Source organism: Streptomyces sp. NPDC056486 (genome assembly GCF_042795295.1).
GTDB lineage: Bacteria > Actinomycetota > Actinomycetes > Streptomycetales > Streptomycetaceae > Streptomyces.
Map to the genome: position 1 here is coordinate 1 of NZ_JBHTSF010000146.1, position 21,648 is coordinate 21,648.

Genomic DNA, 21,648 nt, shown 5'->3' on the forward strand with positions numbered 1-21,648 from the left:
GGACGGGGCCGGGCTGGATAGTTCCAGCCCGGCCGGCGTTTGAGGCCATCTTGTACGGGGTCTGGGGCGGAGCCCCAGGTAGGTCCGGGGCGCAGGCACGGTTTGCGGGAAGGGGCGGGGTTGGGGAAAATCACGCCTTCCAGACGCCCGCCTCCGCATGCTCACGGGCGAACTCACCGAAGTCCCGAGGCGCCCGCCCAAGAACCTCCCGCACCCCCTCGGAGAGCCGCGCGTTGCGCCCGTCCAGATTCGTCTCGAAGAGCTCGATCAGGAACTCCGCCTCCTCCGCGGGCACCCCGTACTCCGCAAGCGCACCCCCGTACTCCCGGGCGGAGACAGGAACGTACCGAATCTCCCGCCCCGCAGCCGCCGAGATCTCCCCCACCGCATCGCGGAACGAAAGCAGCCGCGGCCCCGAGACCTCCACGACCCGCCCCGCGTAGCCCGAACCAGGGCGAAGCACCGCCACCACCACATCCGCGATGTCCCGCGCGTCGATGAACGGTTCGAGCACCTCCCCGGCGGGGAACACCAGTTCCCCGGCCCGCATGCCCTCAAGGAGCGGACCCTCGCTGAGGTTCTGGGCGAACCAACTCGCCCGCACCACGGTCCACTCAGCCCCCGACTCCCGCACCGCACGCTCGGCGGGCTCCGCCTGATCCTCACCCCGCGCCGAGAGCAGCACGAGCCGCCGCACACCGAGCTCCACCGCCCGCCGGGCCAGCGCACCCACCGCATCGCCCGCACCGGGCGCGCCGACGTCCGGCTGATAGGCGAGGTACGCCGCGTCCGCGCCCCGCAGCGCGTCCTCCCACGTCGAGGGGTCGTACCAGTCGAACCGCACCGCCCCCGACCGAGAAGCGGCCCGCACCGTGTGCCCCGCCGCCTCCGCGGCCTCCGCGACCCGGCGCCCGGTCTTGCCGGAAGCGCCCGTGACCAGCACTGTCATCTTCTGCGTCTGCGACGCGTTCTTCGTCATGCGTCCCAGTCAACTGCCGCCCGCCACAAGGAACCATCCGCCAGGGGCTCACCCCCATACGCGTGCGTCTACGCTTCCCGCATGGACGTACTCGCAGGCTTGCTGGAGGGCCCGCGCGCGCGAGGAGCCTTCATGATCCGCGCGTGCTTCGACCCGCCCTGGTCCGTCCGCATCGCGGACGAAGCGCCCCTCTCGGTCATGATCATGGTGCGCGGCACCGCCTGGATCGTGCCCGACGACGGCGCACCCCAGCTGATCCGTCCCGGAGACGTCGCCGTCGCGCGCGGCCCCGATCACTACACCGTCGCCGACGAGCAGGACACGCCGCCCCGCGCCGAGATCAAGCCCGGCCAGCGCTGTGTACCCCTGGGCGGCACCCCGATCGGGCAGTACCAGGACCTCGGCCTGCGCACCTGGGGCGAATCGCTCGACGGCGCCGCCGAGATGCTGATCGGCACCTATCAGGCGCACGGCGAGATCACCGGGCGGCTCCTGGACGCGCTGCCCCCGCTCCTCGTCCTGCCCACCGAGGTGTGGGACTGCCCGCTCACCCCGCTGCTCGCCGACGAGATCGCCAAGGACGAGCCGGGACAGGACGTCGTGCTCGACCGGCTGCTCGATCTGCTGATGATCGCCGCGCTGCGCGCCTGGTTCTCCAGGCCGGAGGCGGAGGCACCCGCCTGGTACCGGGCGATGGGGGACCCGATCGTCGGGCAGGCGATCCGGCTGCTCCAGGACGACCCCGCGCACCCCTGGACGATCGCCGCGCTCGCCGCGAAGGCGGGGGTCTCGCGGGCCGCGCTCGCCCGGCGCTTCACCGAGCTCGTGGGCGAGCCGCCGATGGCGTACCTGACGGGCTGGCGGCTCGCGCTCGCCGCCGACCTGCTGCGGGACGGCGAGCAGACGATCGCCGCGATCGCACGGCGCGTCGGGTACGGCAGCGCGTTCGCCCTGTCCAGCGCCTTCAAGCGGGTGTACGGGGTCAGCCCGCAGGAGCACCGCTCACGGGCCGCGTAGCCCCTGAGTGATGCCCCTGAGCGGTGCCCAGAGCGGTGCCCCGGAGCGGCGTAACCTTGAAGGCGTGTCGTACGAGACCGTCGAGTACGCGGAGCGGCCATCCCGTGTCGCGGGCGCGGTCCTGTGGACCCGCACCAGCGGTGGCGGGGCCGACGGCGTCTATCCCGTTCTTCCCGACGGCTGTATGGATCTGCTGTGGAGCGGGGGCAGGCTCCTTGTGGCCGGGCCCGACACCCGCGCGTACCGGCCCGAATCGAACGCGGCCGCCCGGTACGTGGGCATCCGCTTCTACCCCGGCACCGCCCCCGCCTTCCTCGGTGTGCCCGCGCACGAACTCCGCGACCGGCGCGTCGACCTCGCCGACCTGTGGCCGTCCGCCGACGCCCGCCGCCTGACCGAGCGCATGGACGCGGCGCGCGATCCGGCCGCCGTCCTGGAGTCCTTCGCCCTGGAGCGCGCCGGCGGGTCGGAGCCGCCCGATCCGCTGCTCGCGCATGTCGTCAAGGCCCTCGACGCGGGGCGGTCCGTCGCGGCGACCGCCGAGGCGGCAGGCATCAACGCCCGCCTCCTGCACCGGCGTTCACTCGCCGCGTTCGGCTACGGACCCAAGACCCTTGCCCGTGTCCTGCGGCTCCAGCGCGCGCTCGCCCTGGCCAGGAGGGGGATGGCCTACGCGGAGACGGCGGCCGTCGCCGGGTTCGCCGATCAGGCCCATCTGGCGCGTGACGTGAAGGAGCTGGCGGGGATGCCGCTGAGCGAGCTGCTCAGCCCGCGGCCGGGCCAGACGGCTTAGACAGCGGCGCGAACAGGTCGACGCCGTTCCCGTCCGGGTCGAGGACAGAGGCGTACCGCTGGCCCCAGAAGGCGTCCCACGGCTTGAGCTCACCGTGATGTCCGGCGCCGATCAGCTCTTCGTACGCCGCGTCGACGCCCGCGGGGGTCTCGCAGTGGAACGCGAGCCCGATGCGGCCCGCGCTCTGCGGCGGCTCCCAGTTCTCGGTGAAGGAGCGGACCGTCTCCTCCGTGTCGAACGCGATGCGCAGACCGCCGGGAAGCGCCGCCTCGACATGCGGCTGATCCTCGGAACCCCCGGGAAACTCCAGGCCGAGGCGGCGGTAGAAGGCGAGCGTCGCGGCCATGTCGGAGACGACGATGCCGATCAGATCGAAGCGGGGTGTGATGTTCGTGTTCATGCTTCGCAGCCTAGGCAGCCGCCCGACGCCCGTCTTGAAGAAAACGGACGCCGCGCCACTCCTTGCCGCCGCCCGCGCGCGGTCGTACATGTGGGCGAGAAGGGCAAGCACGTGGACGAGGGGAGATGACCGCCATGTCCGCCATGCCCACGCCGACCACCCTCGGCAAAGACCAGGTCAGTCCGGTCGGTCCGGTCCGCCTGGAGACGCAGTACGACGCTGAGCTGTCCCGCTGGCTCTGGCTCGTGAAGTGGCTGCTCGTGCTCCCGCACTACATCGTTCTGCTCTTCTTGTGGATCGGCTTCCTCCTCGTCACCTTCGTCGCCTTCTTCGCCGTCCTGTTCACCGGCAGCTATCCACGGCTGCTCTTCGACTACAACGTCGGTGTGCTGCGCTGGAGTTGGCGTGTCGAGTACTACGCGTACGGATCGCTCGGCACCGACCGCTATCCGCCCTTCGCCCTGGGCGACGTCGCCGACTACCCCGCCCACCTGGACATCGTCTACCCCGAGCACCTCTCCAGGGGACTCGTCCTGGTCAAGGGCTGGCTCCTTGTCGTTCCGCAGCTCATCGTGGCCGCGCTGATGGCGGGCGGCTACCGCTTCAACGGCGGCCTCACCGGACTCCTGGCCTTCTACGCGGGCGTGTCCCTGCTCTTCACCGGCCGCTACCCCCGGGGGATGTACGACCTCAACATCGGTCTGCACCGCTGGGTCGCGCGCGTCCTGGCCTATGGCCTGCTGCTCACGGACGCATATCCGCCCTACCGCCTCGATCAGGGCGAGCTGGAACCCCTCGGCTGACTGTCCCGGTCCGCGAATCCTCGCTACGGCGGATGCCATGGACTTGCCGAGCGTGCCGATTCGCCCCGGCCGATCTCGGCACGGTCGAGATCGACGACTACAACCTGGACATCGTGCGGCAGGCGTTCGCAGGCTGACCAGTGTCACCGCTTGACCCGTTCACCGGCTGATCAGTTCCGCAAGCGACTCCAGCTCCGCCAGATACTCGTCCACCTCGCAGACCGAGTCCGGCAACACGCCCACCAGGGACTGGAACACCGCGTAAGCCCACGAACCTGCCCGGGCGTGAATCGCCCGGCGAGGGAGGAGGGGTGGCCGACGGCCTCAACGGACTGCGGCCGAGCCGCGGTTGTGACGCGGGGTGCTCCCTCCCCCCAGGGTGACACGTGGTTCGACGGTGACTTCCAGTCTAGTGCTGAGTCACCGGAAAACCCCGGTCAGAGCGGGGTTCACCCGGCTGGCGGCGGCACCGGCGGCTCCTCATCGGGCGTGGCGTCGCGATGCGCGAAGGTGAAGGCGAACTGAGCCGGGGCGGCATGGAGTTCGTGCTGCGGCAGGACCCCGGGCCCGCAGGACTGTGATCCGATGCCGTGCTGACCGTGGTCGAGATGGACCCACACCGTCTCGCCGGGGGTGAGGTCGGTACGGTGCGTGGCCGCGTCAAGCTGCTCGGTGGTCCAGCGGCGCGCGGTGAACCAGAAGGCGGGCTCGCCGACCACGCGCACGCCTTCGCCGGTGAAGCCCGCCCGCAGCTCGGCCCAGCGGACGTCCGCACGGGCGCCGTTCTCCTGGGGGCGCACGTACGGGGTCTGCAACCGGTCGACGTGCTCGAACCAGGTCCCGATGCGGGACGCCGCCGCCGTGTCCGGATACGCCTCACCGTGCCCGCCACCGAACCAGAACGCATGCCCGTACGCGGCGGGAAGGCCGAGCCGGATGCCGAGCCGGGGCAGCGGAACCTTCCACTCGCCCTCGGGTACCACGGAGACCGCGAGGCGCAGCCGGGTGCCGTCGGACGTCCAGTGGTAGGTGGTGCGCAGGCCGATGTCGCGCGAGGCGGGTGCCACGCGGGTGTGGACGGTGAGCGCGTCGTCGGTCAACTCGACGGCGTCGAGACGGTGTTGCATCCGATGCAGGCCGAGCTCGCGCCACAGCAGTCCGTTGCGCTGTCCGCCCTGCCAGGACGCCCCGTTGTCGTTGTCGGTAGGGGCGCGCCAGATGTCCAGGCGCGGGGCACTGGACAGATGGATGGCGTTCAGCGTGTGCAGTTCCCCGGTGCGGGCGTCGAACGTGCCGGGGCCAAGGGTGATGAAGTGCCCGTCACGTACCGGCCGTTCACCGGTGGCGGCACGGACGGCGGGGCGCGGCGTCACCGCGAACTCGGCCCGCGCGACGCCGTGATCCAGCTTCGTCCAGTTCGTATCGGCGACGCCCACCATCGCCGAGAGATGCAGGAAGGTCTCGGCATCGCGGCTCGCGGGTGGCGCGTCCGGCACCTTCAGTTCGACGGATTCGCCGGGTCCGAGTTCCGGTGGCACGGCCAGGTCTCCGGCCTCGCACGCCGCGTCGTCATCGCTGATGTACGACCACTCGAAGGACAGATGCGACAGGTCCGCGAAGTCGTGCAGATTGGTGACCCTGACCGTCCCCGCGTCCTTGTCGTACGCGAAACGCACCGGCTGGATGACCTGCTTGTACGCGTCGAGGCCCGGCGACGGGAGCCGGTCGGGGAAGACCAGGCCGTCGCAGACGAAGTTCCCGTCGTGCAGTTCCTCGCCGAAGTCGCCGCCGTAGGCGTAGCCGAGCTCCGGGTGCCTGAGGCCGTGGTCGATCCACTCCCAGATGAAGCCGCCCTGATTGCGCTCATGTGCGTCGAACAGCTCCTGGTACTCGCTCAGGCCGCCGGGGCCGTTGCCCATCGCGTGCCCGTACTCGCAGAGGATGAAGGGGAGTTGGAGGCGCGACGCCGGGCCGTCCGTGTCCTCGCGGCGGCCGATACGGTCGACCTCGGCATGGTCGGCGTACATGCGCGAGTACATGTCGGTGTACGCGCAGGACTGGTCGCCCTCGTAGTGGATCAGGCGCCCGGAGTCCCGTGCGCGGATCCAGTGGGCCATGGCGGTCAGGCCGCGGCCCGTCCCGCACTCGTTGCCGAGGGACCAGATGATCACCGAGGCGTGGTTCTTGTCGCGCTCGACCATGCGGGCCGCGCGGTCCAGGAGGGCGGGCGTCCAGCGGTCGTCGTCGACGGGGTTGTCGCGCCATCCCTGCTCGGTGAAGCCGTGGGTCTCCAGGTCGCACTCGTCGATGACCCACAGGCCGAGCTCGTCGCAGAGGTCGAGGAAGGCGGGGTGCGGCGGATAGTGGCTGGTGCGGACCGCGTTGATGTTGTACTGCTTCATCAGCAGGACATCGGTGCGCATGGTGGCGAGGTCGAGCGCGCGGCCCGTCTCCGGGTGGAACTCGTGCCGGTTCACGCCGCGGAACAGGATCCGGCGGCCGTTGACCTTGATGACCCCGTCCTCGACTGCCACCGTACGGAAGCCGATCCGCAGCGGGACGCGCTCGCCCGCCGTGGCAAGGACCCCGTCGTAGAGCCGGGGCGTCTCGGCCGTCCAGGGCTCGACGGTCACCGTCACCGGCTCGCCCGTGGCGACATCGATCCCCAGCTCGGGCACGGTGACCCGGCCCTCCACGTCCGAGTCGACCCGCAGCGTCCCGGTCCGCGCGCGATGGTCGTACGAGGCGTGCGTGAAGAAGTCGAGCACGCAGCCCTCGGGGCGGTGCAGCAGGGTGACGTCCCGGAAGATGCCCGGCAGCCACCACTGATCCTGGTCCTCCAGGTACGAACCGGACGACCACTGGTGGACGCGGACCGCGAGGACGTTGCCGGACGGCTTCAGGAGGTGGCCGACCGTGAACTCGTGCGGAAGGCGTGAGCCCTTGAACTCGCCGAGCTCCGTGCCGTTCAGCCAGACGCGGGCACAGGACTCGACGCCGTCGAAGCGGAGTGTGCCGCCGCCGCTCGCGGGCCAGTCGGCCGGCAGGTCGAAGGTGCGAAGGTGGTCGCCGGTCGGGTTCTCGGTGGGTACGCGGGGCGGGTCGACCGGGAACGGATAGACCATGTTCGTGTAGATCGGCGCGCCGTGCCCCTGCAGCACCCAGTGCCCTGGCACCGCAACGGTGTCCCAGGATCCGGCGTCGTAGCCGTCCGAGGCGAAGGAGTCGTCGGCGGCGTCGGCGGTCGGGGAGAGGCGAAAGCGCCAACTGCCGTTCAGGGAGAGGGATATGGCATCCGAGCGTGCATACCACGCGCGGGGCGGGAGGCTGCCGGTGCCGGGGGATACGTCCTCAAGGTAGGGGAGCTCCATGCCCTCCATCAGACAGCCGGGAGGTGGGACGTCACAACACTCACGCGCCGCGGGTTGTTGGATTCTCCGCGGGAGAATTGGACGGATGGCGCATGGCCTGCGGATTTCGTCGTACGTTGCCGAGTGGCCGGATGTAATTCGTTGAGGCATGGCATTCTGGGCGCTATATCGGTAGCTTGCGGAGGTGTGACCGCCAGCCAGCAGCTCCCGCAGACCGACCGCACCCGCCACAGCCGCCTGCGCGAGCAGGGCAGCCTGGAGCGCGCCGACCTCGAAGCGATCCTCGACGCGGGGTTCATCTGCCACCTGGGCGTCGTGATCGACGGGCACCCCATGGTCGTGCCGACCGTCTACGGCCGTGACGACACCCAGCTGTATCTGCACGGCTCGGTAGCGAGCCGCAGCCTGGCCGCCGACCCCGGCGCGACGGTCTGCGTCACCGTCACCCACGTGGACGGCCTGATCCTGGCCCGCTCGGTCTTCGAGCACGGCGTCAACTACCGCAGCGCGATGATCTACGGCGTCCCGCGCAAGGTCACCGACCCGGACGAGAAGCTGACGGGCCTGCGCCTGCTCACCGATCACGCTGCCCCCGGCCAGTGGGACTACGCCCGGCGCCCGAGCCGCAAGGAACTCGCCGCGACGACGCTGCTCGCCCTCTGCCTGGAGGAGGCGTCGGTCAAGACGAGCGCGGGCCCGCCGGACGACGGCGAAGGACCGGACGCCGCGCTCGGCATCTGGGCCGGGAACCTTCCCCTGACGGCGAGTTGGGGAACCCCCGTGGCCGACCCGCTGCTCCCGCCGGGCATCACGGTCCCGACGCACATCGCCGAGCGCGACGGGACGCGGCACGGCTGAGCGGTCAGAGTCGCAGTTCCCCGGAGATGACGCTCCGAGCCACCGACTCGAGGGGCACGCCCAGGGCGAACGCCCGTGCCTTGATGAGCGCCAGGGCGTCAGTGACCGAACCGCCCACCTGCTCGGACAGCACGCCTGCGGCCTGGTGGACCACGGCCCGCAGGTCCGCGCCGCCGTAGAGTCCGGGATCCGCGTCCGGGCCTATCAACACGCCGTCCGCCAGGGCGGCGGCGACCTCGTCGAACTTTCCCGACCTGGCGAGCTCCGACGGGGGATCGAAGACGGTGAGCACCCCTATGCAGTCCGTCGACACCTTCAGCGGGAGCGCCGCGACCGAACTCAGGCCGAGGGCGGCGATACCGGAGCCGTAGCCGGGCCAGCGCCTCTCGAGCGCGGGGCCCGACGCGTACACCGCCCGCCGGTCGCGGACCGCGTCGATTCCGGGGCCCGCGGTCAGGACGTACTCCAGATCCTGGGCGCCGCGTGAGGGCCGGTCCGAAGCGGCGACCGCGAGCTGGCTCAGGTCGGCCCCGACCAGCGTGAGCGCGGCGCTGCGCGTCCCGCAGGCCTCCGCTACCCCCGCCATGAAAAGAGGGAGGCCACCCCCTCTGCTCTCCGCCTCCGCCAACCGGAGGGCGTACGCCTGCTGGAGGCGGGCCGTGGTGCGGTGCCGCTCGGCGACGGCGCGGTGCCGCGTCGCCATCGTCGAGTGGAACACGCGGCCGGTCGTCGCGAAGAGCTGCTCATGGCGCTCGGCGTTCGCTGTCTCCTGGGTGGCGCGTTCGTCCGCACGAACGGCACGCTGCCAGGCACTGTCGGCCCGACCGCCCGCCTCGTGCGAACCGCCCTCCGTGGCGCTCATGTCCATAAGCGTACGACCTGTCGGGTCAGCTGCCGCCCGAGTCGGCGACATCTTCCATCAGGAGGACAACACCTCCGTTGTGCCCGTCGAACGGAGAGCAGATGACCGAACAGTCGATGTTCCTTCCGATGCGGTTCACCGCGGGGATGACCACAGGGCCCGACCGCTTGCCCGACGCGACGCACTGCTGGATGACATCGCGCAGGCGGTCGGTGGGCAGTCCGAAGTCGAGGGCGAAGAACTGCTCGTCGATCACCTCGTCCGGGCGAAGGCCCCACAGATCGACCGCGCCGCGGTTCCAGTTCTTGGCGCGCATGTCGGCGGAGAGCACGACCACCCCGGCCGCGATACTGCTCACCACGCCCTCGAGGAAGGCATGTGCCTCGTCCAGGTCCGTGGTGCGAAGCCGCATCTCGTCGTTCATCGTTTCGAGCTCTTCATTGCCGGACTGGAGCTCTTCGTTGGTGGTCTCCAGTTCCTCGTTCGTTGACTGGAGTTCCTCGTTGGTGGTTTCCAGCTCCTCGATGCTCGACTGGAGTTCCTCGTTGGTGGTCTCCAGTTCCTCGTTCGTCGACTGGAGTTCCTCGTACGCCGTCTCCAGGTCCTCACGCACGCGCTTGACCTCGGCCTTGAGGCGGGTGGACTGCGTGACGTCCGTGAACGTGACGTTGATGGCGACCGGCAGACCCGGCCCGCCGGGCCCGCCCAGGATCGGCTGGATGTCGATGTCGAAGTACTGCAGGTCGTTGCCCATCCGACGCTCCGCGCCGCGGACGTGCATCGGCCGGCGTTCGTAGATGGCCTGGTCGATCAGGGAGCGCAGCTCGGCGGGCCGGTAGGAGATCTCCAGGTCCTGGAAAGGGCGCCCCACATCGTTGGGTGTGAGGCCGAACTGGGCCCGCGCCCCGTGGTTGACCAGGATGACAGCACCGTTGCCGTCCAGGGCGATGCTCGCCCCCGGCATCGAGTCCAGGACCAGATCACGCAACTGGTTGGCCTGTGCGGCCTGTTGCTTCCCGGAGGCGATGGTGGACCTGGCCTTCAGGGGGGTCGTCGCGGGATACGGCGGAGTGGTACCGCCGGGGCGGCGGCGGAAGACACGCTGCCGGATACTGATCGCTTCGAAGCGCTCGGTGTCGTTCAGGAGCATCTCGGCCTTGCCGAGAAAGAGATAGCCGCCCTGGCGCAGGGCGAAGTGGAAACGGTCGAGGATCTGGGTCTGCGCCTCCACGTTGAAGTACATCAGCGTGTTGCGGCAGACGAGCAGGTCGAGGCGGGAGATCGGCGCGTCACGGGTGATGTCGTGGCGGCCGAAGATGACGCGCCGGCGCAGATCCGTCCTGAAGACGTACTGCGTGCCGGTGCGCTCGAAGTACTTGTCGCGCAAGTCCTTGGACAGCGAATCCAGAGCCTTGGCGGGGTACTGCCCCGAGCGGGCGTCGCGCAGCGCTTCCTCGTCGACGTCCGTGGCGTAGATCTTGACGCGCTTCAGGCACTCCTCGACGCCGATCGCCTCCGCGAACATCATGGCAAGGGAGTACGCCTCCTCGCCGCTGGAGCATCCCGCGCTCCAGACCCGGATCTCGCCCTGAGAGCCGACCGCCTCAAGGAGCTCGGGCAGCACCTCGCGCCTCAGGAGTGACCAGGCGTCGGGGTCGCGGAACACGGAGGTGACGTTGATCAGGACCGTGTTGAACAGCGCACGGAACTCGTCCGCGTCGGTCTCCAGGAGGTCGCGGTAGTCCGCGTAGCCCTGCATGCCGACATCGCCCATCCGCTTGCGGATGCGGCGGCCCAGGGTGGAGCGTTTGTAGCCGGTGAAGTCGAATCCGCGCGCGTCGCGGATGAACGAGAGAAGATCCTCCAGGCCCTGGTCGACGAGTTGGTCGGACTTTGCCTCGCGCCCCCGCTCCGTCTCCTGGCGCCCTTGCTCACCCTCATGCGCCCGCTCCGTCTGGCGCTCCTGCTCCACTTCACTGACCCGCTCGGCTTCCCGCACCTGATCCATTTCGCTCGCCGGTTCCGGACGCCCCTGGGCACCCGGCTTCGCGCCCTGCTCTGCCCCGGCGCCGGACGACTCACCCATCACTGCCTCTTGTCCTCGACCAGTCCGCGGATGGCCGCGGCGATTTCGTCAATACGGAGTACGAAGTCCACGGCTCCGGTCTCCACCGCAGCCCTGGGCATCCCCGCGAACTGCGCGCTCTGCGGATCCTCGGCGATCACGGTGCCGCCGCGCGACTTGACCGCCTCCACGCCCATGGCACCGTCCATGCCGGTGCCGGTGATCACACAGGCGATGGCCCGCGGCCCGTACGCCCCGGCCACCGACTCGAAGAGCAGGTCGGCCGAGGGACGCACGAAGTGCACGAGCTTACTGTTCGACAGCGTCAGTATTCCCTCCGGCCCCACGAGGAGATGCCGGTCGGGCGGCGCCAGATACACGGTCCCCGGCTCGACGCTCTCCTGGTCCTTGGCCAGCTTCACGGTGAGTTCCGTGCGCCGGGTGAGGACCTCCGCGAGGAGGGTGCGGTGACGCGGGTCGAGGTGCTGGACCACGAGCACCGGCACGGGCAGATCTGCGCCGAGTGCGCCCAGGATCGAGCCGAGGCCCTGGATGCCTCCGGCGGACGACGCGATGGCCACGATGGCGAACGGCCCCGGTGTGTGCTCTTCCGACCTCACAATATTGAGCCTAGCCCCTGACGGTGAGATCGATGCCGTGGTGCGGGGCGGCGGCGTACTCACCCTTGTCGCCGCCCGGGGCGTCTGCTTGACTCCGCCCGCCAGGACGCCAGGAACGCCAACTCGACCGGCGGAGGACGCCATGGATATCACCCGCAGACGCCTGCTGTCCGCCCTTTCGGCCGCCGGTCTCCTTGCGGTGCTCCCCGCGCTGCCCGCGAGCGCCGCACAGGCCGCTGCGGACAGCGCCCGCCTCCTGGCCAACACTGTGGGGATCTTCGCGGGGACCATCGAGTCCAACGCACGCCCCGAGACGGCCGCCAAGCTCCTCGCGATCGAGAAGACGGCCCGGACGAATCTGAAGTCGATGGACGACGCGGGCGAGGGCGAGCTGTTCGCCGGGCTCGTTCTCGGCACGGACGAGACCAACCTCAACACGGCCTTCAAGCGCCTTTACGAGATCGCCCTCGCGACCCGCACCCCGAGCCCGACCCCCTCGGACCTCTACGGCGACACCGCCGTGCGGCGCCGCGTGATCGACGGCCTCGGATGGCTGCACGCGCGCTACTACGGCGATCAGTCCAAGGGCTACTACGGCAACTGGTTCCACTGGGAGATCGGCATCTCCCAGCACGTCAGCAAGACCTTCGCGCTCCTCGTGGACGAGGTGCGGACCTACAGGCCCGGCCTCATCGCCACCTACATCGCCTCGATGGACGCCTATCTGCGCAACGGCACCGGCGGGGACGTGAACCTCGACTCGCGCTTCCACACCGGCGCCAACCTCGCCGACATCACCACCAACCGGATCCTGCAGGGCGCGCTCATCGGTGCGGGCGGCGAGCCCCGCATCCGCAAGGCCCTCACCGACCAGCTGACGGTCTTCGTCACCATCGACCCCTACCGCCTCCGGCACGGCGTGACGGACGGCTATTACGCGGATGGCTCCTTCATCCAGCACGCCTCCGTCGCGTACACGGGATCGTACGGAAAAGGCCTGCTCACCCGGGTCGTGCAGACCCTCAAAATCCTCGACGGCACGGGCTTCGCGCACGGCGAGGAGCTGGTGCCGACGGTCCAGAGGTGGGTGCGCGACGGGTTCGCGCCGCTCATCTTCGAGGGCTGGATGATGGAGATCGTCAAGGGGCGTGCGGTCTCGCGCCCCGACAGCGGCTACACGGACGTGGCGGTCGTCGTCGAGGCCGTCGTGGACCTCTCGTCCCTCTCCACCGGCGCCGACGCCACCGCCCTGAAGAGCTATGTGAAGCACATCCGGTCGACCTCGCGCGCCGCGCTCAACCCGACAGGATTCGTCTCGCCGGTCAGCATCGTGCGCTACGCCGACATCATCGGCGACACCTCCGTGCCGCCCGCGGACCTGAACCCGGCGTCGCGCAGCGTCGCCTTCAACGCCATGGACAAGCACGTCCACCGCAGAGAGGGGTACGCCTTCGCGCTCGCGCGCAGTTCCGACCGGATCAGCAAGTACGAGTACATGAGCGGCGAGAACCTCATGCCGTGGTTCCAGGGCGACGGCGCGTACTACCTCTATCTCTCCGGACAGGACCAGACCCAGGCGTACGGAGTCGACTACTTCACCACGGTCTCGCCGTACGGCCTCGCGGGCGTCACCGCCCCGGTCGAGCAGCGCCGGACGGTTCCCGAGCTGTACGGGAAGCCGTTCTACGACAACCCCGGCCACCCCCTGAACTTCACTTCCTCCTCCGAGTCGCAGAACACGTACGTCTACTTCCCGCGCGGCACCAACCGGCACTCGGGGGGCGCGGTCCTCGGGGCGTACGGCGCGGTCGGGGCGGTGCAGTCAAGTGATGTCGCCTACCGGGACCGGGAGTTGCTGCCGGACGACTTCGTGGTCTACCGGGGCGCGACGGCGACGAAGTCGTGGTTCCTGCTCGACGAGGAGATCGTGGTGCTCGCGGCGGGGGTCGGCGACGGCGCGGGGCGTGCCGTGACGACGACGGTCGACGCGCGGACCGCCGCCCCGGACGACCAGGTGTCCGTGCGCGGGGAGTTGCGTGACGGCCGCCCGTGGACCGGCGCGGGCACCGGTGACCTCCGGTGGCTGCGCTACGCCAACGCCACCCGGAGCACCTCCGTCGGCTACGTCTTCCTGGACACCCCGAAGGTGCGGGTCGCCCTGGACAAGGTCACGCGCAGCCGCCGGGTCGTCCGCACCGCGAACCCGGACACGGCGGTGACGCGCACGGTCCTCGGCGTGAGCGTGGACCGGCAGGCCGGGGCCCGCCCTGCCTCCCTCGCCTACGCGTTGGTGCCGAACGCGGGCGAGGCCGGGCTGAGGTCGTACCGGGGCGGGCAGCCGCTGAAGGTGCTCGCCAACTCGGTGCGGCTGCAGGCCGTCAGCCACGCGGGCCTCGGCCTGATGGCCGCGAACAGCTTCACGGCAGGCCGCCATGAGGTCGCCGGGCACGCCGGGAATGCCGGGCTGCGGATCGAGGGCCCCGCCTCGGTGCTCGTACGGCACGAGAGGCGCGGCCCGACCACCGTGGCGGTGTCCGATCCGACGATGGACCGCGACAGGGTCGGCGTGCTGCTGCGCGGCCGTTCCCTGCGGCAGGTCAAGGCCGACGAGGGGGTGCGCGTGAGCCGGGTCCACGGCGGGACCCGGATCGACGTCGACACCCACCACGCGTACGGACGCAGCTTCACGGTGACGCTGCGCTAGAGCCCGGACGGTTCGGTCAGGACTCCTCGACGGTGACGGCCTGCACCGGGCAGGCCCGTACGGCCTCACGCACCAAGGGGTCGCCGCCCCCGTCCTCGCGGCCGGGGAGCACCTCGCTGAAGCCGTCGTCGTCCTGGGTGAAGACGCTCGGAGCGGTGAGCGCGCACATCCCCGCACCCACGCACCGCTCGGATTCCACATGGACCCGCATCGTTCACCTCCTACCAGGTGACGGGGAGTTCGAGCATCCCCTGGATCGTGTCGCCCGGTTTGAAGGGGATCTCCCGTGCGGGCACCGCGAGGCGGAGCTCCGGCATGCGCGCGAAGAGCGTCCGCAGGGCGATGTCGATCTCGGCGCGGGCGAGGTTCTGGCCGAGGCACTGGTGAATGCCGAACCCGAAGGCCAGGTGGTGGCGGTCGGCGCGGTGGAAGTCCAGTTCCTCCGGTGTCTCGTAGGCCGCGGTGTCACGGTTGATGAGGGAGGTGGAGAAGATGACGCCGTCGTCCGCTCGAATGGTGCTGCCCGCGACATCGATGTCTTCCTTCGCCACCCGCAGCATTCCGTCCGCGATGGACAGGAAGCGCAGCAGCTCCTCCACGGCGGCGGGCATCAGCGTCTGCTCGGTGCGCAGTTCGGCGAGCTGCTCCGGGTGCTGGAGGAGCGTGAACGTGCCCAGGGAGATCATGTTCGCCGTGGTCTCGTGCCCCGCGATCAGCAGGATCGTCGCCAGGCTGACCAGTTCCTCGGGGTCGAGCGCACCCTCGGAGAGCTGCCGGTGGATCAGCTCGTCGAGGAGCCCGTCCCCCGGCTCCCGGCGTTTGCGGTCGATCAACGCGTAGAAGTAGGCGTCGAGTTCGTCCCTCGCCCGCTCGATGTCCTCGGCGCGGGGGCCGCGAAGCAGCCGGCGCGACTGCTCCTCGAAGAATTCGTGGTCGGCGTACGGCACGCCGAGCAGGGCGCAGATCACCATGGACGGAACCGGAAGCGCGAACGCGCCGACCAGCTCGGCCGGTGCCCCCTGTGCCTCCATGGCGTCGAGGAGCCGGTCGACCGTCTCCTGGATCCGCGGGCGCATGGCGGCGATCCGTTTGACCGAGAAGCTGGGGATCAGCATCCGGCGCTGGGTGTTGTGCACGGGGTCGTCGACGCCGAGCAGGGCGACACGGCGGTTGCGTACCTTCGCGAAGCGTTCGGTCGGCGCGGGGAACGCCTCGTTCTCACGGTCGGTGGACAGACGCGGGTCGATGAGCAGGTCGCGGGCCGTCCCCTGGCCGGTGACCACCCAGACGGAACGGCCGTCGAACAGCCGGACCCGGGAGAGCGGCCGGGCCTCGCGGAGTGGCTCGTACGACTGTGGCGGGTGATAGGGGCACGTGCGGTCCTGCGGGAAGGCGACTGGTTCGGACGCGACTGCTGAGGTTGTTTCGGACGCGACTGATTCCGTCATGGACTTACCTCACAAGCGGAGGGGCTCCCTTTACCTGTTCCAGTAGATGCCTGGGGCATCTATTTGGTCCACTCCACAATGAGCCAGATGGCGGCCTGTTCTGCGGGCGAAACTGGCCGGAATCAGCCCCTCCGCTCAACCCGCGCCTGCGTTGTCCCCGCTCCGCACCGCGCGCGGTGTCGCACCCCACCAGCGCCGGCAGCAGCGGTTGAGGGCCGACTGCTCGGAGAGGCCGATGAGCAGGGCGACCTGGCCCAGCGGGAGGTCGGTGTCGGTGAGGTAGCGGCGGGCGGCGCTGCGCCGCTCCTCGTCGACGACCCCGGCGAACGTGGTGCCCGCCGCGCGCAGCCGTCGCTGAAGAGTGCGCGGATGGACATTCAGGAGGCGGGCGACCGCCCCGATCTCGGGCGGCGATGTGCCGAGCGAACGGGCGACGACGGCGCGGGCCCCGCTGACGACATCCGTCCGCTCCCTGGGCAGTTGCTCGTCCAGATACGCGAGCGCGAGACGGCGCAGATGCGCGTTGCCCCCGCCGAGCGGCCGGTCGGCCAGGCTGAGCGGGACACGCAGCAGCGCCGCGGGACGGTCCGCCTTCACGGGGACGCCGAAGAAGTCCTCGTACACCGACAGCGGGGCGAGCAGCGGATGCGGCAGCTCGACCGAGCCGAGGCCGTACGGGCCGACCAGGTAGACGATGGCCCGGTGCATGAACCCCAGGGAGAGATCGATGCCCTGGGGCGGCGCCTCGGTCCCCTCGCGTACGCCGTAACGCAGGGCGGCGACCCCCGGAGTGCCGTACGGATCCGGCTCGAGGCTGAGGCTCAGCGAGCGCGCGTGGACGAACAGATAGCGCGTGGTGCACTCCAGGGCGTCCCCGAGGGTGGCGGAATTCTGGATGGCGAGCGCGAGGGCGCCGAGCATGCCCAGATCCTGCCGGGTCGCGATGCGCAGGCCGAGATCCGGACAGCCGAGATCGTCGGCGGCGAGCTCCAGTACGGTGGCCATCGCCTCCTCGGGTACCAGGAGGTCGTCCCCGTCAAGGGCGGCCGTGGGGCAGCCCGCCTGCCGGGCATAGGCTTCGGCGTCGCCGCCGAGCTCCGCCACCGTCGCGCGGAAACCGCGAAGACCCGCCGATCTGATCACGGACATGTCGTCCAGGGTCAAAGATCTGTCGTCCCGGGTCAATTCCTGCCGGGTGTGCTTCCGGACACTGAGAAGCATGACGCACACCGCAGACTCCAGTGCCGAAGGTACCGAAGGCACCGCCGGTATCGCTGCCCCGCCCGAGCACATCGACGTCATGATCGTGGGCGCGGGTCTCTCCGGCGTCGGCGCCGCGTACCGGCTGCAGACCGAGTGCCCCGAGCGCTCGTACGCGATCATCGAGGCCCGGCAGTCCATGGGCGGGACGTGGGACCTGTTCCGCTACCCGGGTGTGCGCTCGGACTCCGACATGTTCACGCTCGGCTACGCCTTCAAGCCCTGGCGCGACTCGAAGGTGCTCGCCGACGGCCACTCCATCCTGAGCTACATCAAGGACACGGCAGCGGAGTTCGGCATCGACCGCCACATCCGCTACGGGACCAAGGTCGTCGGCGCCGACTGGGCGACCGCGACGGCGCGCTGGACGGTGACGCTTGAGCGCACCGATGAGGACGGAAGGCGCACCCTGACCACCGTCACCTGCGACTTCCTGTACTCCTGCACGGGCTACTACAACTACGACCAGGGCCACGCCCCCGAGTTCGAGGGCGTCGAATCCTTCACCGGCACGGTCGTGCACCCGCAGTTCTGGCCCGATGACCTGGATCACGCGGGCAAGCGCGTTGTCGTCATCGGCAGCGGGGCCACCGCCGTCACGCTGGTGCCCGCGATGGCACAGAGCGCCGCGCACGTCACCATGTTGCAGCGCAGCCCGACCTGGATCGGCTCACTGCCCTCGCGGGACAGGCTGGCCGACGGCATCCGCGCCGTACTGCCCGCGAACGCGGCCCACCGGCTCGTACGGACGAAGAACATCCTCTTCGCCATCGGCCTCTACCAGTTCTGCCGCCGCAGCCCGAAGGCCGCAAGGCGACTGCTCACCGGCCTCAACAAGCGCATGGTCAAGGACGACAAGCTGGTCGCCGACCACCTCACGCCGTCCTACGACCCATGGGACCAGCGACTGTGCGCGGTGCCCGACGCCGACCTGTTCGAGGCCCTGAAGGCGGGCGACGCCGAGATCGTCACCGACCACATCGACCGCTTCGTCCCCGAGGGCATCCGGCTGAAGTCCGGCCGTGTCCTTCAGGCCGACGTGGTCGTGACGGCCACCGGACTCCAACTCCTCGCGTTCGGCGGCATCGCACCGCGCGTCGACGGCCAACAGGTCGAGCTGAAACGGCAGTTCGTGTGGCGCGGCGCGATGATGACGGGCGTACCGAACTTCGCCGTCTGCATCGGCTACACCAACGCGTCCTGGACGCTGCGCGCCGACCTCACGTCCCGCCTCGTGTGCAAGGTGCTCAACCACATGCGCGAGCACGACTACGCGGCGGTGGAACCGAGGCCGACGAGCACCCTGAACGAACGCCCCCTGCTCGACCTGGCCTCCGGATACGTCCAGCGCTCCATCGACGCGTTCCCCCGGCAGGGCGACCGCAGCCCCTGGAAGGTCCGGCAGAACTACGTGCTTGATGCCGCTTCGACGATGCGCACCAACTTGAACAGGACGCTGGCGCCGACGCCGGTGTCGGCCGTGCGGGGGGCTCGGGTGGCGGCGGCCGAGCAGCTTGCTGCCGCCGGGCGCGAAAAAGGTTGGCGCTCCGCCTGAGCCCGGGGCTAGGGTTGCTCTCGTTCGCCCGGCGGCCGGTTGGCTGCCGGTGCCGGTCGAGTGTGATCCAGGAGGTGTGACCGATGGCTGTCGTTGAGATGGGCGCTGCCCGCATCGAGAAGTCCGTTCATTTCACCTCCGTGGTCACCGGCTGACCTTCTTCTCTTCCACGCGCCTGTGTGTGCGTGAGCCGGGGCCACCCCTGTGAAGGGTCACCCCTTGTCTTCCTCTGCATCTTCTGCATCCATGCAGGCTTCTTCTCCCTCTTCTTCGCACCCTCTCGCGCCCTACGGCTGGGACACGGACCGCGAAGCCGAGTTCACCCCGTACGCGGCGCAGGGTCTGCTGCCCGGCCGTGTGCTGCGCGTCGACCGTGGTCAGTGCGACGTCGTCACCCCGGTCGGCACGGTGCGTGCCGACACCGAGTTCGTCGTTCCCCGTGACCCGATGAAGGTCGTGTGCACGGGGGACTGGGTCGCCGTCGACCCCGAGGGCGGCGATCCGCGGTACGTCCGGACACTGTTGCCGCGCCGTACCGCCTTTGTGCGCTCCACTTCCTCCAAGCGGTCCGAGGGGCAGATCCTCGCGGCCAACGTCGATCACGCGATCATCGCGATCTCGCTCGCCGTCGAGCTCGACCTCGGCCGGATCGAACGGTTCCTGGCCCTGGCCTGGGAGTCCGGCGCCCAGCCGCTGGTCGTCCTCACCAAGGCCGACCTGGTCCCGGACGCCACCGGCCTGTCCTACCTGGTCGAGGACGTGGAGACGTCGGCCCCCGGCGTACAGGTGCTCCCGGTCAGCGCCACCACCGGGGAAGGCGTCGACGTCCTGTGCGCCGTCGTCTCCGGCGGTACGTCCGTCCTGCTCGGCCAGTCCGGAGCGGGCAAGTCGACGCTGGCCAACGCCCTGGTCGGCGAGGACGTCATGCACGTCAACGCCGCCCGTGACGTGGACGGCAAGGGCCGTCACACCACGACGACCCGCAACCTCCTCGTGCTTCCCGCCGGTGGCGTCCTCATCGACACGCCGGGGCTGCGCGGTGTCGGTCTCTTCGACGCCGAGGCGGGCGTCGGCCAGGTCTTCTCGGAGATCGAGGAGCTGGCGGCCGACTGCCGCTTCCACGACTGCGCCCACACCGCCGAGCCCGGCTGTGCGGTGCTCGCGGCCGTCGAGGACGGCACACTCCAGGGCCGCCGCCTCGACAGCTACCGCAAGCTGATCCGCGAGAACCAGCGCATCGTCGCCAAGACGGACGCGAAGCTCCGGGCGGACATGCGCCGCGAGTGGAAGCTGCGGGGCGCGGAGGGCAAGGCGGCGATGGAGGCCAAGCGGGGCCGGATCCGCTAGCGGAGTGGGGTGACACCGTTAGTGGGGTGGCACCGTGTTGGGGGGCGCTTCCGTGCCCCGCAACACGGTGTCCGAATACCGCCAGCCGAACGTCCTGCGAAGCCGCACACTGGGACATGTGATCGATGAAGAGACCAGGTACGAGGCGGTTCGCAGCCGCGACGCGCGCTTCGACGGAGAGTTCTTCTTCGCCGTCGAGACCACCGGCATCTACTGCCGGCCCAGCTGCCCCGCCGTCACCCCGAAGCGCCAGAACGTCCGCTACTACACCACCGCGGCAGCCGCCCAGGGCTCCGGATTCCGGGCCTGCCGGCGCTGCCGCCCGGACGCCGTGCCGGGGTCCGCGGAGTGGAACGTACGCGCGGACGTCGTAGGCCGCGCCATGCGCATGATCGGTGACGGTGTCGTCGACCGCGAGGGCGTCCCCGGTCTCGCCGTGCGGCTCGGCTACAGCTCCCGGCAGGTGCAGCGCCAGCTCACCGCCGAACTCGGGGCGGGGCCCGTCGCCCTCGCGCGGGCCCAACGGGCGCACACCGCAAGGGTGTTGCTCCAGACCACGGCCCTGCCGATCACGGAGATCGCGTTCGCCGCGGGGTTCGCCAGCGTGCGGCAGTTCAACGACACGATCCGGGCGGTGTACGCCCTGACGCCCACCGCCCTGCGAGACGCCGCACCGCGTGGCAGGGGCGCCGGGCGGGCCACCCCGTCCGCCGGGGTGCCGCTGCGGCTCGCCTACCGGGGCGCCTACCAGGCCGGTGCCGTCTTCGACCTGCTCTCCGAAGAGGCCGTCGACGGGGTCGAGCAGATCAGCGGGGACGCGGGTGCGCGGACCTACCGGCGTACGTTGCGGTTGCCGTACGGCACGGGGATCGTGGCCGTCGAGGAGAGTGATCACGGGGCCGGTGGGTGGTTGGACGCGCGGCTCCACCTGACCGATCTGCGGGACCTCACGACCGCCGTGCAGCGGCTGCGGCGGCTCTTCGACCTCGACGCGGATCCGTACGCCGTCGACGAGCGGCTCGGCGCCGATCCGCGGCTCGCTCCGCTGGTCGCCGCGCGGCCAGGGCTGCGCTCGCCGGGGTCCGCCGATCCCGACGAGTTCGCTGTGCGGGCGCTGGTGGGGCGTTCGGAGGCCTCGCTCCTCGTGGAGCGGTACGGGAAGGCGCTGGACGCGCCGTGCGGGTCCCTCACCCATGTGTTCCCCGAGCCGGGAGCGCTTGCCGGGGAGCCGGGCTCTTTGGGGGAGCTGGCTGCTGCGCTTGCCGATGGGCGGGTGCGGTTGGATGCGGGGGCGGACAGGGAGGATGCGGGGGCTGGGCTTGCGGCTTTGGCAGGGGTGGGGGAGAGGGTTGTGGCTTTGATTCGGATGCGGGCCCTGGGGGATCCGGATGTGGGGTTGTCCGGGGTGGGTGCGTCTGAGGGGTGGCGGCCTTGGCGGTCGTACGGGGTGCGGCACTTGTTGACGGCGAGGTAGAGGCATTTCCTTTCCCCAACCCCGCCCCTTCCCGAATCCCCCGGCTTCGCCGAGTTCGTCCTCAATCGCCGGACGGGCTGGATATTCCAGCC

At 70.2% G+C, this 21,648-nt stretch carries 17 protein-coding genes; 8 read left to right on the plus strand and 9 right to left on the minus strand.

From position 1 onward, the window contains the following. Positions 1–130 precede the first annotated feature (130 nt). Positions 131–979 (minus strand): NAD(P)H-binding protein, encoded by an 849-nt coding sequence (locus ACFQ7F_RS36640; protein ID WP_383280538.1) that lies wholly within the window; start codon positions 977–979, stop codon positions 131–133. An 81-nt stretch (positions 980–1,060) separates the two neighbouring features. Between ACFQ7F_RS36640 and ACFQ7F_RS36645 the strand changes: the two genes are divergently transcribed. Further along, positions 1,061–1,996: an AraC family transcriptional regulator gene (locus ACFQ7F_RS36645; protein WP_383280541.1), complete on the plus strand. Its 936-nt coding sequence runs from the start codon at positions 1,061–1,063 to the stop codon at positions 1,994–1,996. A 64-nt stretch (positions 1,997–2,060) separates the two neighbouring features. Continuing rightward, on the plus strand, positions 2,061–2,789 hold the full coding sequence (locus ACFQ7F_RS36650) for a DUF6597 domain-containing transcriptional factor (protein ID WP_383280543.1): 729 nt from the start codon (positions 2,061–2,063) through the stop codon (positions 2,787–2,789). Here ACFQ7F_RS36650 and ACFQ7F_RS36655 read toward each other — a convergent pair. Continuing rightward, the gene (locus tag ACFQ7F_RS36655) at positions 2,761–3,177 is read right to left on the minus strand and encodes a VOC family protein (protein ID WP_383280577.1); all 417 of its coding nucleotides are present in this window, start codon (positions 3,175–3,177) and stop codon (positions 2,761–2,763) included. The two genes, ACFQ7F_RS36650 and ACFQ7F_RS36655, sit on opposite strands and share 29 nt — an antisense overlap. Positions 3,178–3,332: 155 nt before the next feature. Between ACFQ7F_RS36655 and ACFQ7F_RS36660 the strand changes: the two genes are divergently transcribed. After that, the gene (locus ACFQ7F_RS36660; protein WP_383280580.1) at positions 3,333–3,992 is read left to right on the plus strand and encodes a DUF4389 domain-containing protein; all 660 of its coding nucleotides are present in this window, start codon (positions 3,333–3,335) and stop codon (positions 3,990–3,992) included. A 449-nt stretch (positions 3,993–4,441) separates the two neighbouring features. Here ACFQ7F_RS36660 and ACFQ7F_RS36665 read toward each other — a convergent pair whose 3' ends face one another. Beyond that, the gene (locus tag ACFQ7F_RS36665) at positions 4,442–7,363 is read right to left on the minus strand and encodes a glycoside hydrolase family 2 TIM barrel-domain containing protein (RefSeq protein WP_383280546.1); all 2,922 of its coding nucleotides are present in this window, start codon (positions 7,361–7,363) and stop codon (positions 4,442–4,444) included. Positions 7,364–7,549: 186 nt separating this feature from the next. On the opposite strand from ACFQ7F_RS36665, the gene ACFQ7F_RS36670 reads away from it, so the two are divergent. Further along, on the plus strand, positions 7,550–8,221 hold the full coding sequence (locus ACFQ7F_RS36670) for a pyridoxamine 5'-phosphate oxidase family protein (RefSeq protein WP_383280549.1): 672 nt from the start codon (positions 7,550–7,552) through the stop codon (positions 8,219–8,221). A gap of 4 nt (positions 8,222–8,225) precedes the next feature. On the opposite strand, the gene ACFQ7F_RS36675 is transcribed toward ACFQ7F_RS36670, so the two are convergent. Genes ACFQ7F_RS36675 through ACFQ7F_RS36685 form a run of 3 tightly spaced genes read right to left on the minus strand, consistent with a single transcriptional unit; the run spans position 8,226 to position 11,768 of the window. After that, the gene (locus ACFQ7F_RS36675; protein WP_383280552.1) at positions 8,226–9,083 is read right to left on the minus strand and encodes an ANTAR domain-containing protein; all 858 of its coding nucleotides are present in this window, start codon (positions 9,081–9,083) and stop codon (positions 8,226–8,228) included. A gap of 25 nt (positions 9,084–9,108) precedes the next feature. Further along, positions 9,109–11,169, minus strand: a complete 2,061-nt coding sequence (locus ACFQ7F_RS36680; RefSeq protein ID WP_383280554.1) for a CheR family methyltransferase — start codon at positions 11,167–11,169, stop codon at positions 9,109–9,111. Then, positions 11,169–11,768: a chemotaxis protein CheB gene (locus tag ACFQ7F_RS36685; RefSeq protein ID WP_383280557.1), complete on the minus strand. Its 600-nt coding sequence runs from the start codon at positions 11,766–11,768 to the stop codon at positions 11,169–11,171. The genes ACFQ7F_RS36680 and ACFQ7F_RS36685 overlap by 1 nt, the downstream gene beginning before the upstream one ends. Positions 11,769–11,910: 142 nt before the next feature. On the opposite strand from ACFQ7F_RS36685, the gene ACFQ7F_RS36690 reads away from it, so the two are divergent. Then, positions 11,911–14,472: a polysaccharide lyase family 8 super-sandwich domain-containing protein gene (locus tag ACFQ7F_RS36690; RefSeq protein ID WP_383280560.1), complete on the plus strand. Its 2,562-nt coding sequence runs from the start codon at positions 11,911–11,913 to the stop codon at positions 14,470–14,472. Between the two features lie 16 nt (positions 14,473–14,488). Here the strand turns inward: ACFQ7F_RS36690 and ACFQ7F_RS36695 are convergent, their stop codons facing one another. The 3 genes from ACFQ7F_RS36695 to ACFQ7F_RS36705 all read right to left on the minus strand — a co-directional run bounded on the left by ACFQ7F_RS36695 (position 14,489) and on the right by ACFQ7F_RS36705 (position 17,069). After that, the gene (locus ACFQ7F_RS36695) at positions 14,489–14,683 is read right to left on the minus strand and encodes a ferredoxin (protein WP_383280563.1); all 195 of its coding nucleotides are present in this window, start codon (positions 14,681–14,683) and stop codon (positions 14,489–14,491) included. Positions 14,684–14,693: 10 nt separating this feature from the next. Beyond that, entirely contained in the window at positions 14,694–15,920 is a 1,227-nt protein-coding gene (locus ACFQ7F_RS36700; protein WP_383280566.1) for a cytochrome P450, read from the minus strand. 135 nt (positions 15,921–16,055) lie between these two features. Further along, complete coding sequence (locus tag ACFQ7F_RS36705; RefSeq protein ID WP_383280569.1) at positions 16,056–17,069, minus strand: AraC family transcriptional regulator; 1,014 nt, start codon at positions 17,067–17,069, stop codon at positions 16,056–16,058. Positions 17,070–17,139: 70 nt separating this feature from the next. Here ACFQ7F_RS36705 and ACFQ7F_RS36710 point away from each other — a divergent pair, with 70 nt between their 5' ends. From ACFQ7F_RS36710 to ACFQ7F_RS36720, 3 genes are all read left to right on the plus strand, one after another. Beyond that, positions 17,140–18,735, plus strand: a complete 1,596-nt coding sequence (locus ACFQ7F_RS36710; RefSeq protein WP_383280572.1) for a flavin-containing monooxygenase — start codon at positions 17,140–17,142, stop codon at positions 18,733–18,735. A 246-nt stretch (positions 18,736–18,981) separates the two neighbouring features. After that, the gene (gene rsgA / locus ACFQ7F_RS36715; RefSeq protein ID WP_383280574.1) at positions 18,982–20,082 is read left to right on the plus strand and encodes a ribosome small subunit-dependent GTPase A; all 1,101 of its coding nucleotides are present in this window, start codon (positions 18,982–18,984) and stop codon (positions 20,080–20,082) included. 121 nt (positions 20,083–20,203) lie between these two features. Beyond that, on the plus strand, positions 20,204–21,556 hold the full coding sequence (locus tag ACFQ7F_RS36720) for a DNA-3-methyladenine glycosylase 2 family protein (RefSeq protein ID WP_383280583.1): 1,353 nt from the start codon (positions 20,204–20,206) through the stop codon (positions 21,554–21,556). The last annotated feature ends 92 nt before the right edge of the window (positions 21,557–21,648 follow it).

Excerpts from the sequence above, each read along its gene's own strand:
- ACFQ7F_RS36640 (WP_383280538.1), bottom strand. The coding sequence starts at position 979 with ATGACGAAGAACGCGTCGCAGACGCAGAAGATGACAGTGCTGGTCACG.
- ACFQ7F_RS36645 (WP_383280541.1), top strand. The coding sequence starts at position 1,061 with ATGGACGTACTCGCAGGCTTGCTGGAGGGCCCGCGCGCGCGAGGAGCC.
- ACFQ7F_RS36660 (WP_383280580.1), top strand. The coding sequence starts at position 3,333 with ATGCCCACGCCGACCACCCTCGGCAAAGACCAGGTCAGTCCGGTCGGT.
- ACFQ7F_RS36665 (WP_383280546.1), bottom strand. The coding sequence starts at position 7,363 with ATGGAGCTCCCCTACCTTGAGGACGTATCCCCCGGCACCGGCAGCCTC.
- ACFQ7F_RS36675 (WP_383280552.1), bottom strand. The coding sequence starts at position 9,083 with ATGAGCGCCACGGAGGGCGGTTCGCACGAGGCGGGCGGTCGGGCCGAC.
- ACFQ7F_RS36680 (WP_383280554.1), bottom strand. The coding sequence starts at position 11,169 with ATGGGTGAGTCGTCCGGCGCCGGGGCAGAGCAGGGCGCGAAGCCGGGT.
- ACFQ7F_RS36690 (WP_383280560.1), top strand. The coding sequence starts at position 11,911 with ATGGATATCACCCGCAGACGCCTGCTGTCCGCCCTTTCGGCCGCCGGT.
- ACFQ7F_RS36695 (WP_383280563.1), bottom strand. The coding sequence starts at position 14,683 with ATGCGGGTCCATGTGGAATCCGAGCGGTGCGTGGGTGCGGGGATGTGC.
- ACFQ7F_RS36700 (WP_383280566.1), bottom strand. The coding sequence starts at position 15,920 with ATGACGGAATCAGTCGCGTCCGAAACAACCTCAGCAGTCGCGTCCGAA.
- ACFQ7F_RS36705 (WP_383280569.1), bottom strand. The coding sequence starts at position 17,069 with ATGTCCGTGATCAGATCGGCGGGTCTTCGCGGTTTCCGCGCGACGGTG.
- ACFQ7F_RS36710 (WP_383280572.1), top strand. The coding sequence starts at position 17,140 with ATGACGCACACCGCAGACTCCAGTGCCGAAGGTACCGAAGGCACCGCC.
- rsgA (WP_383280574.1), top strand. The coding sequence starts at position 18,982 with ATGCAGGCTTCTTCTCCCTCTTCTTCGCACCCTCTCGCGCCCTACGGC.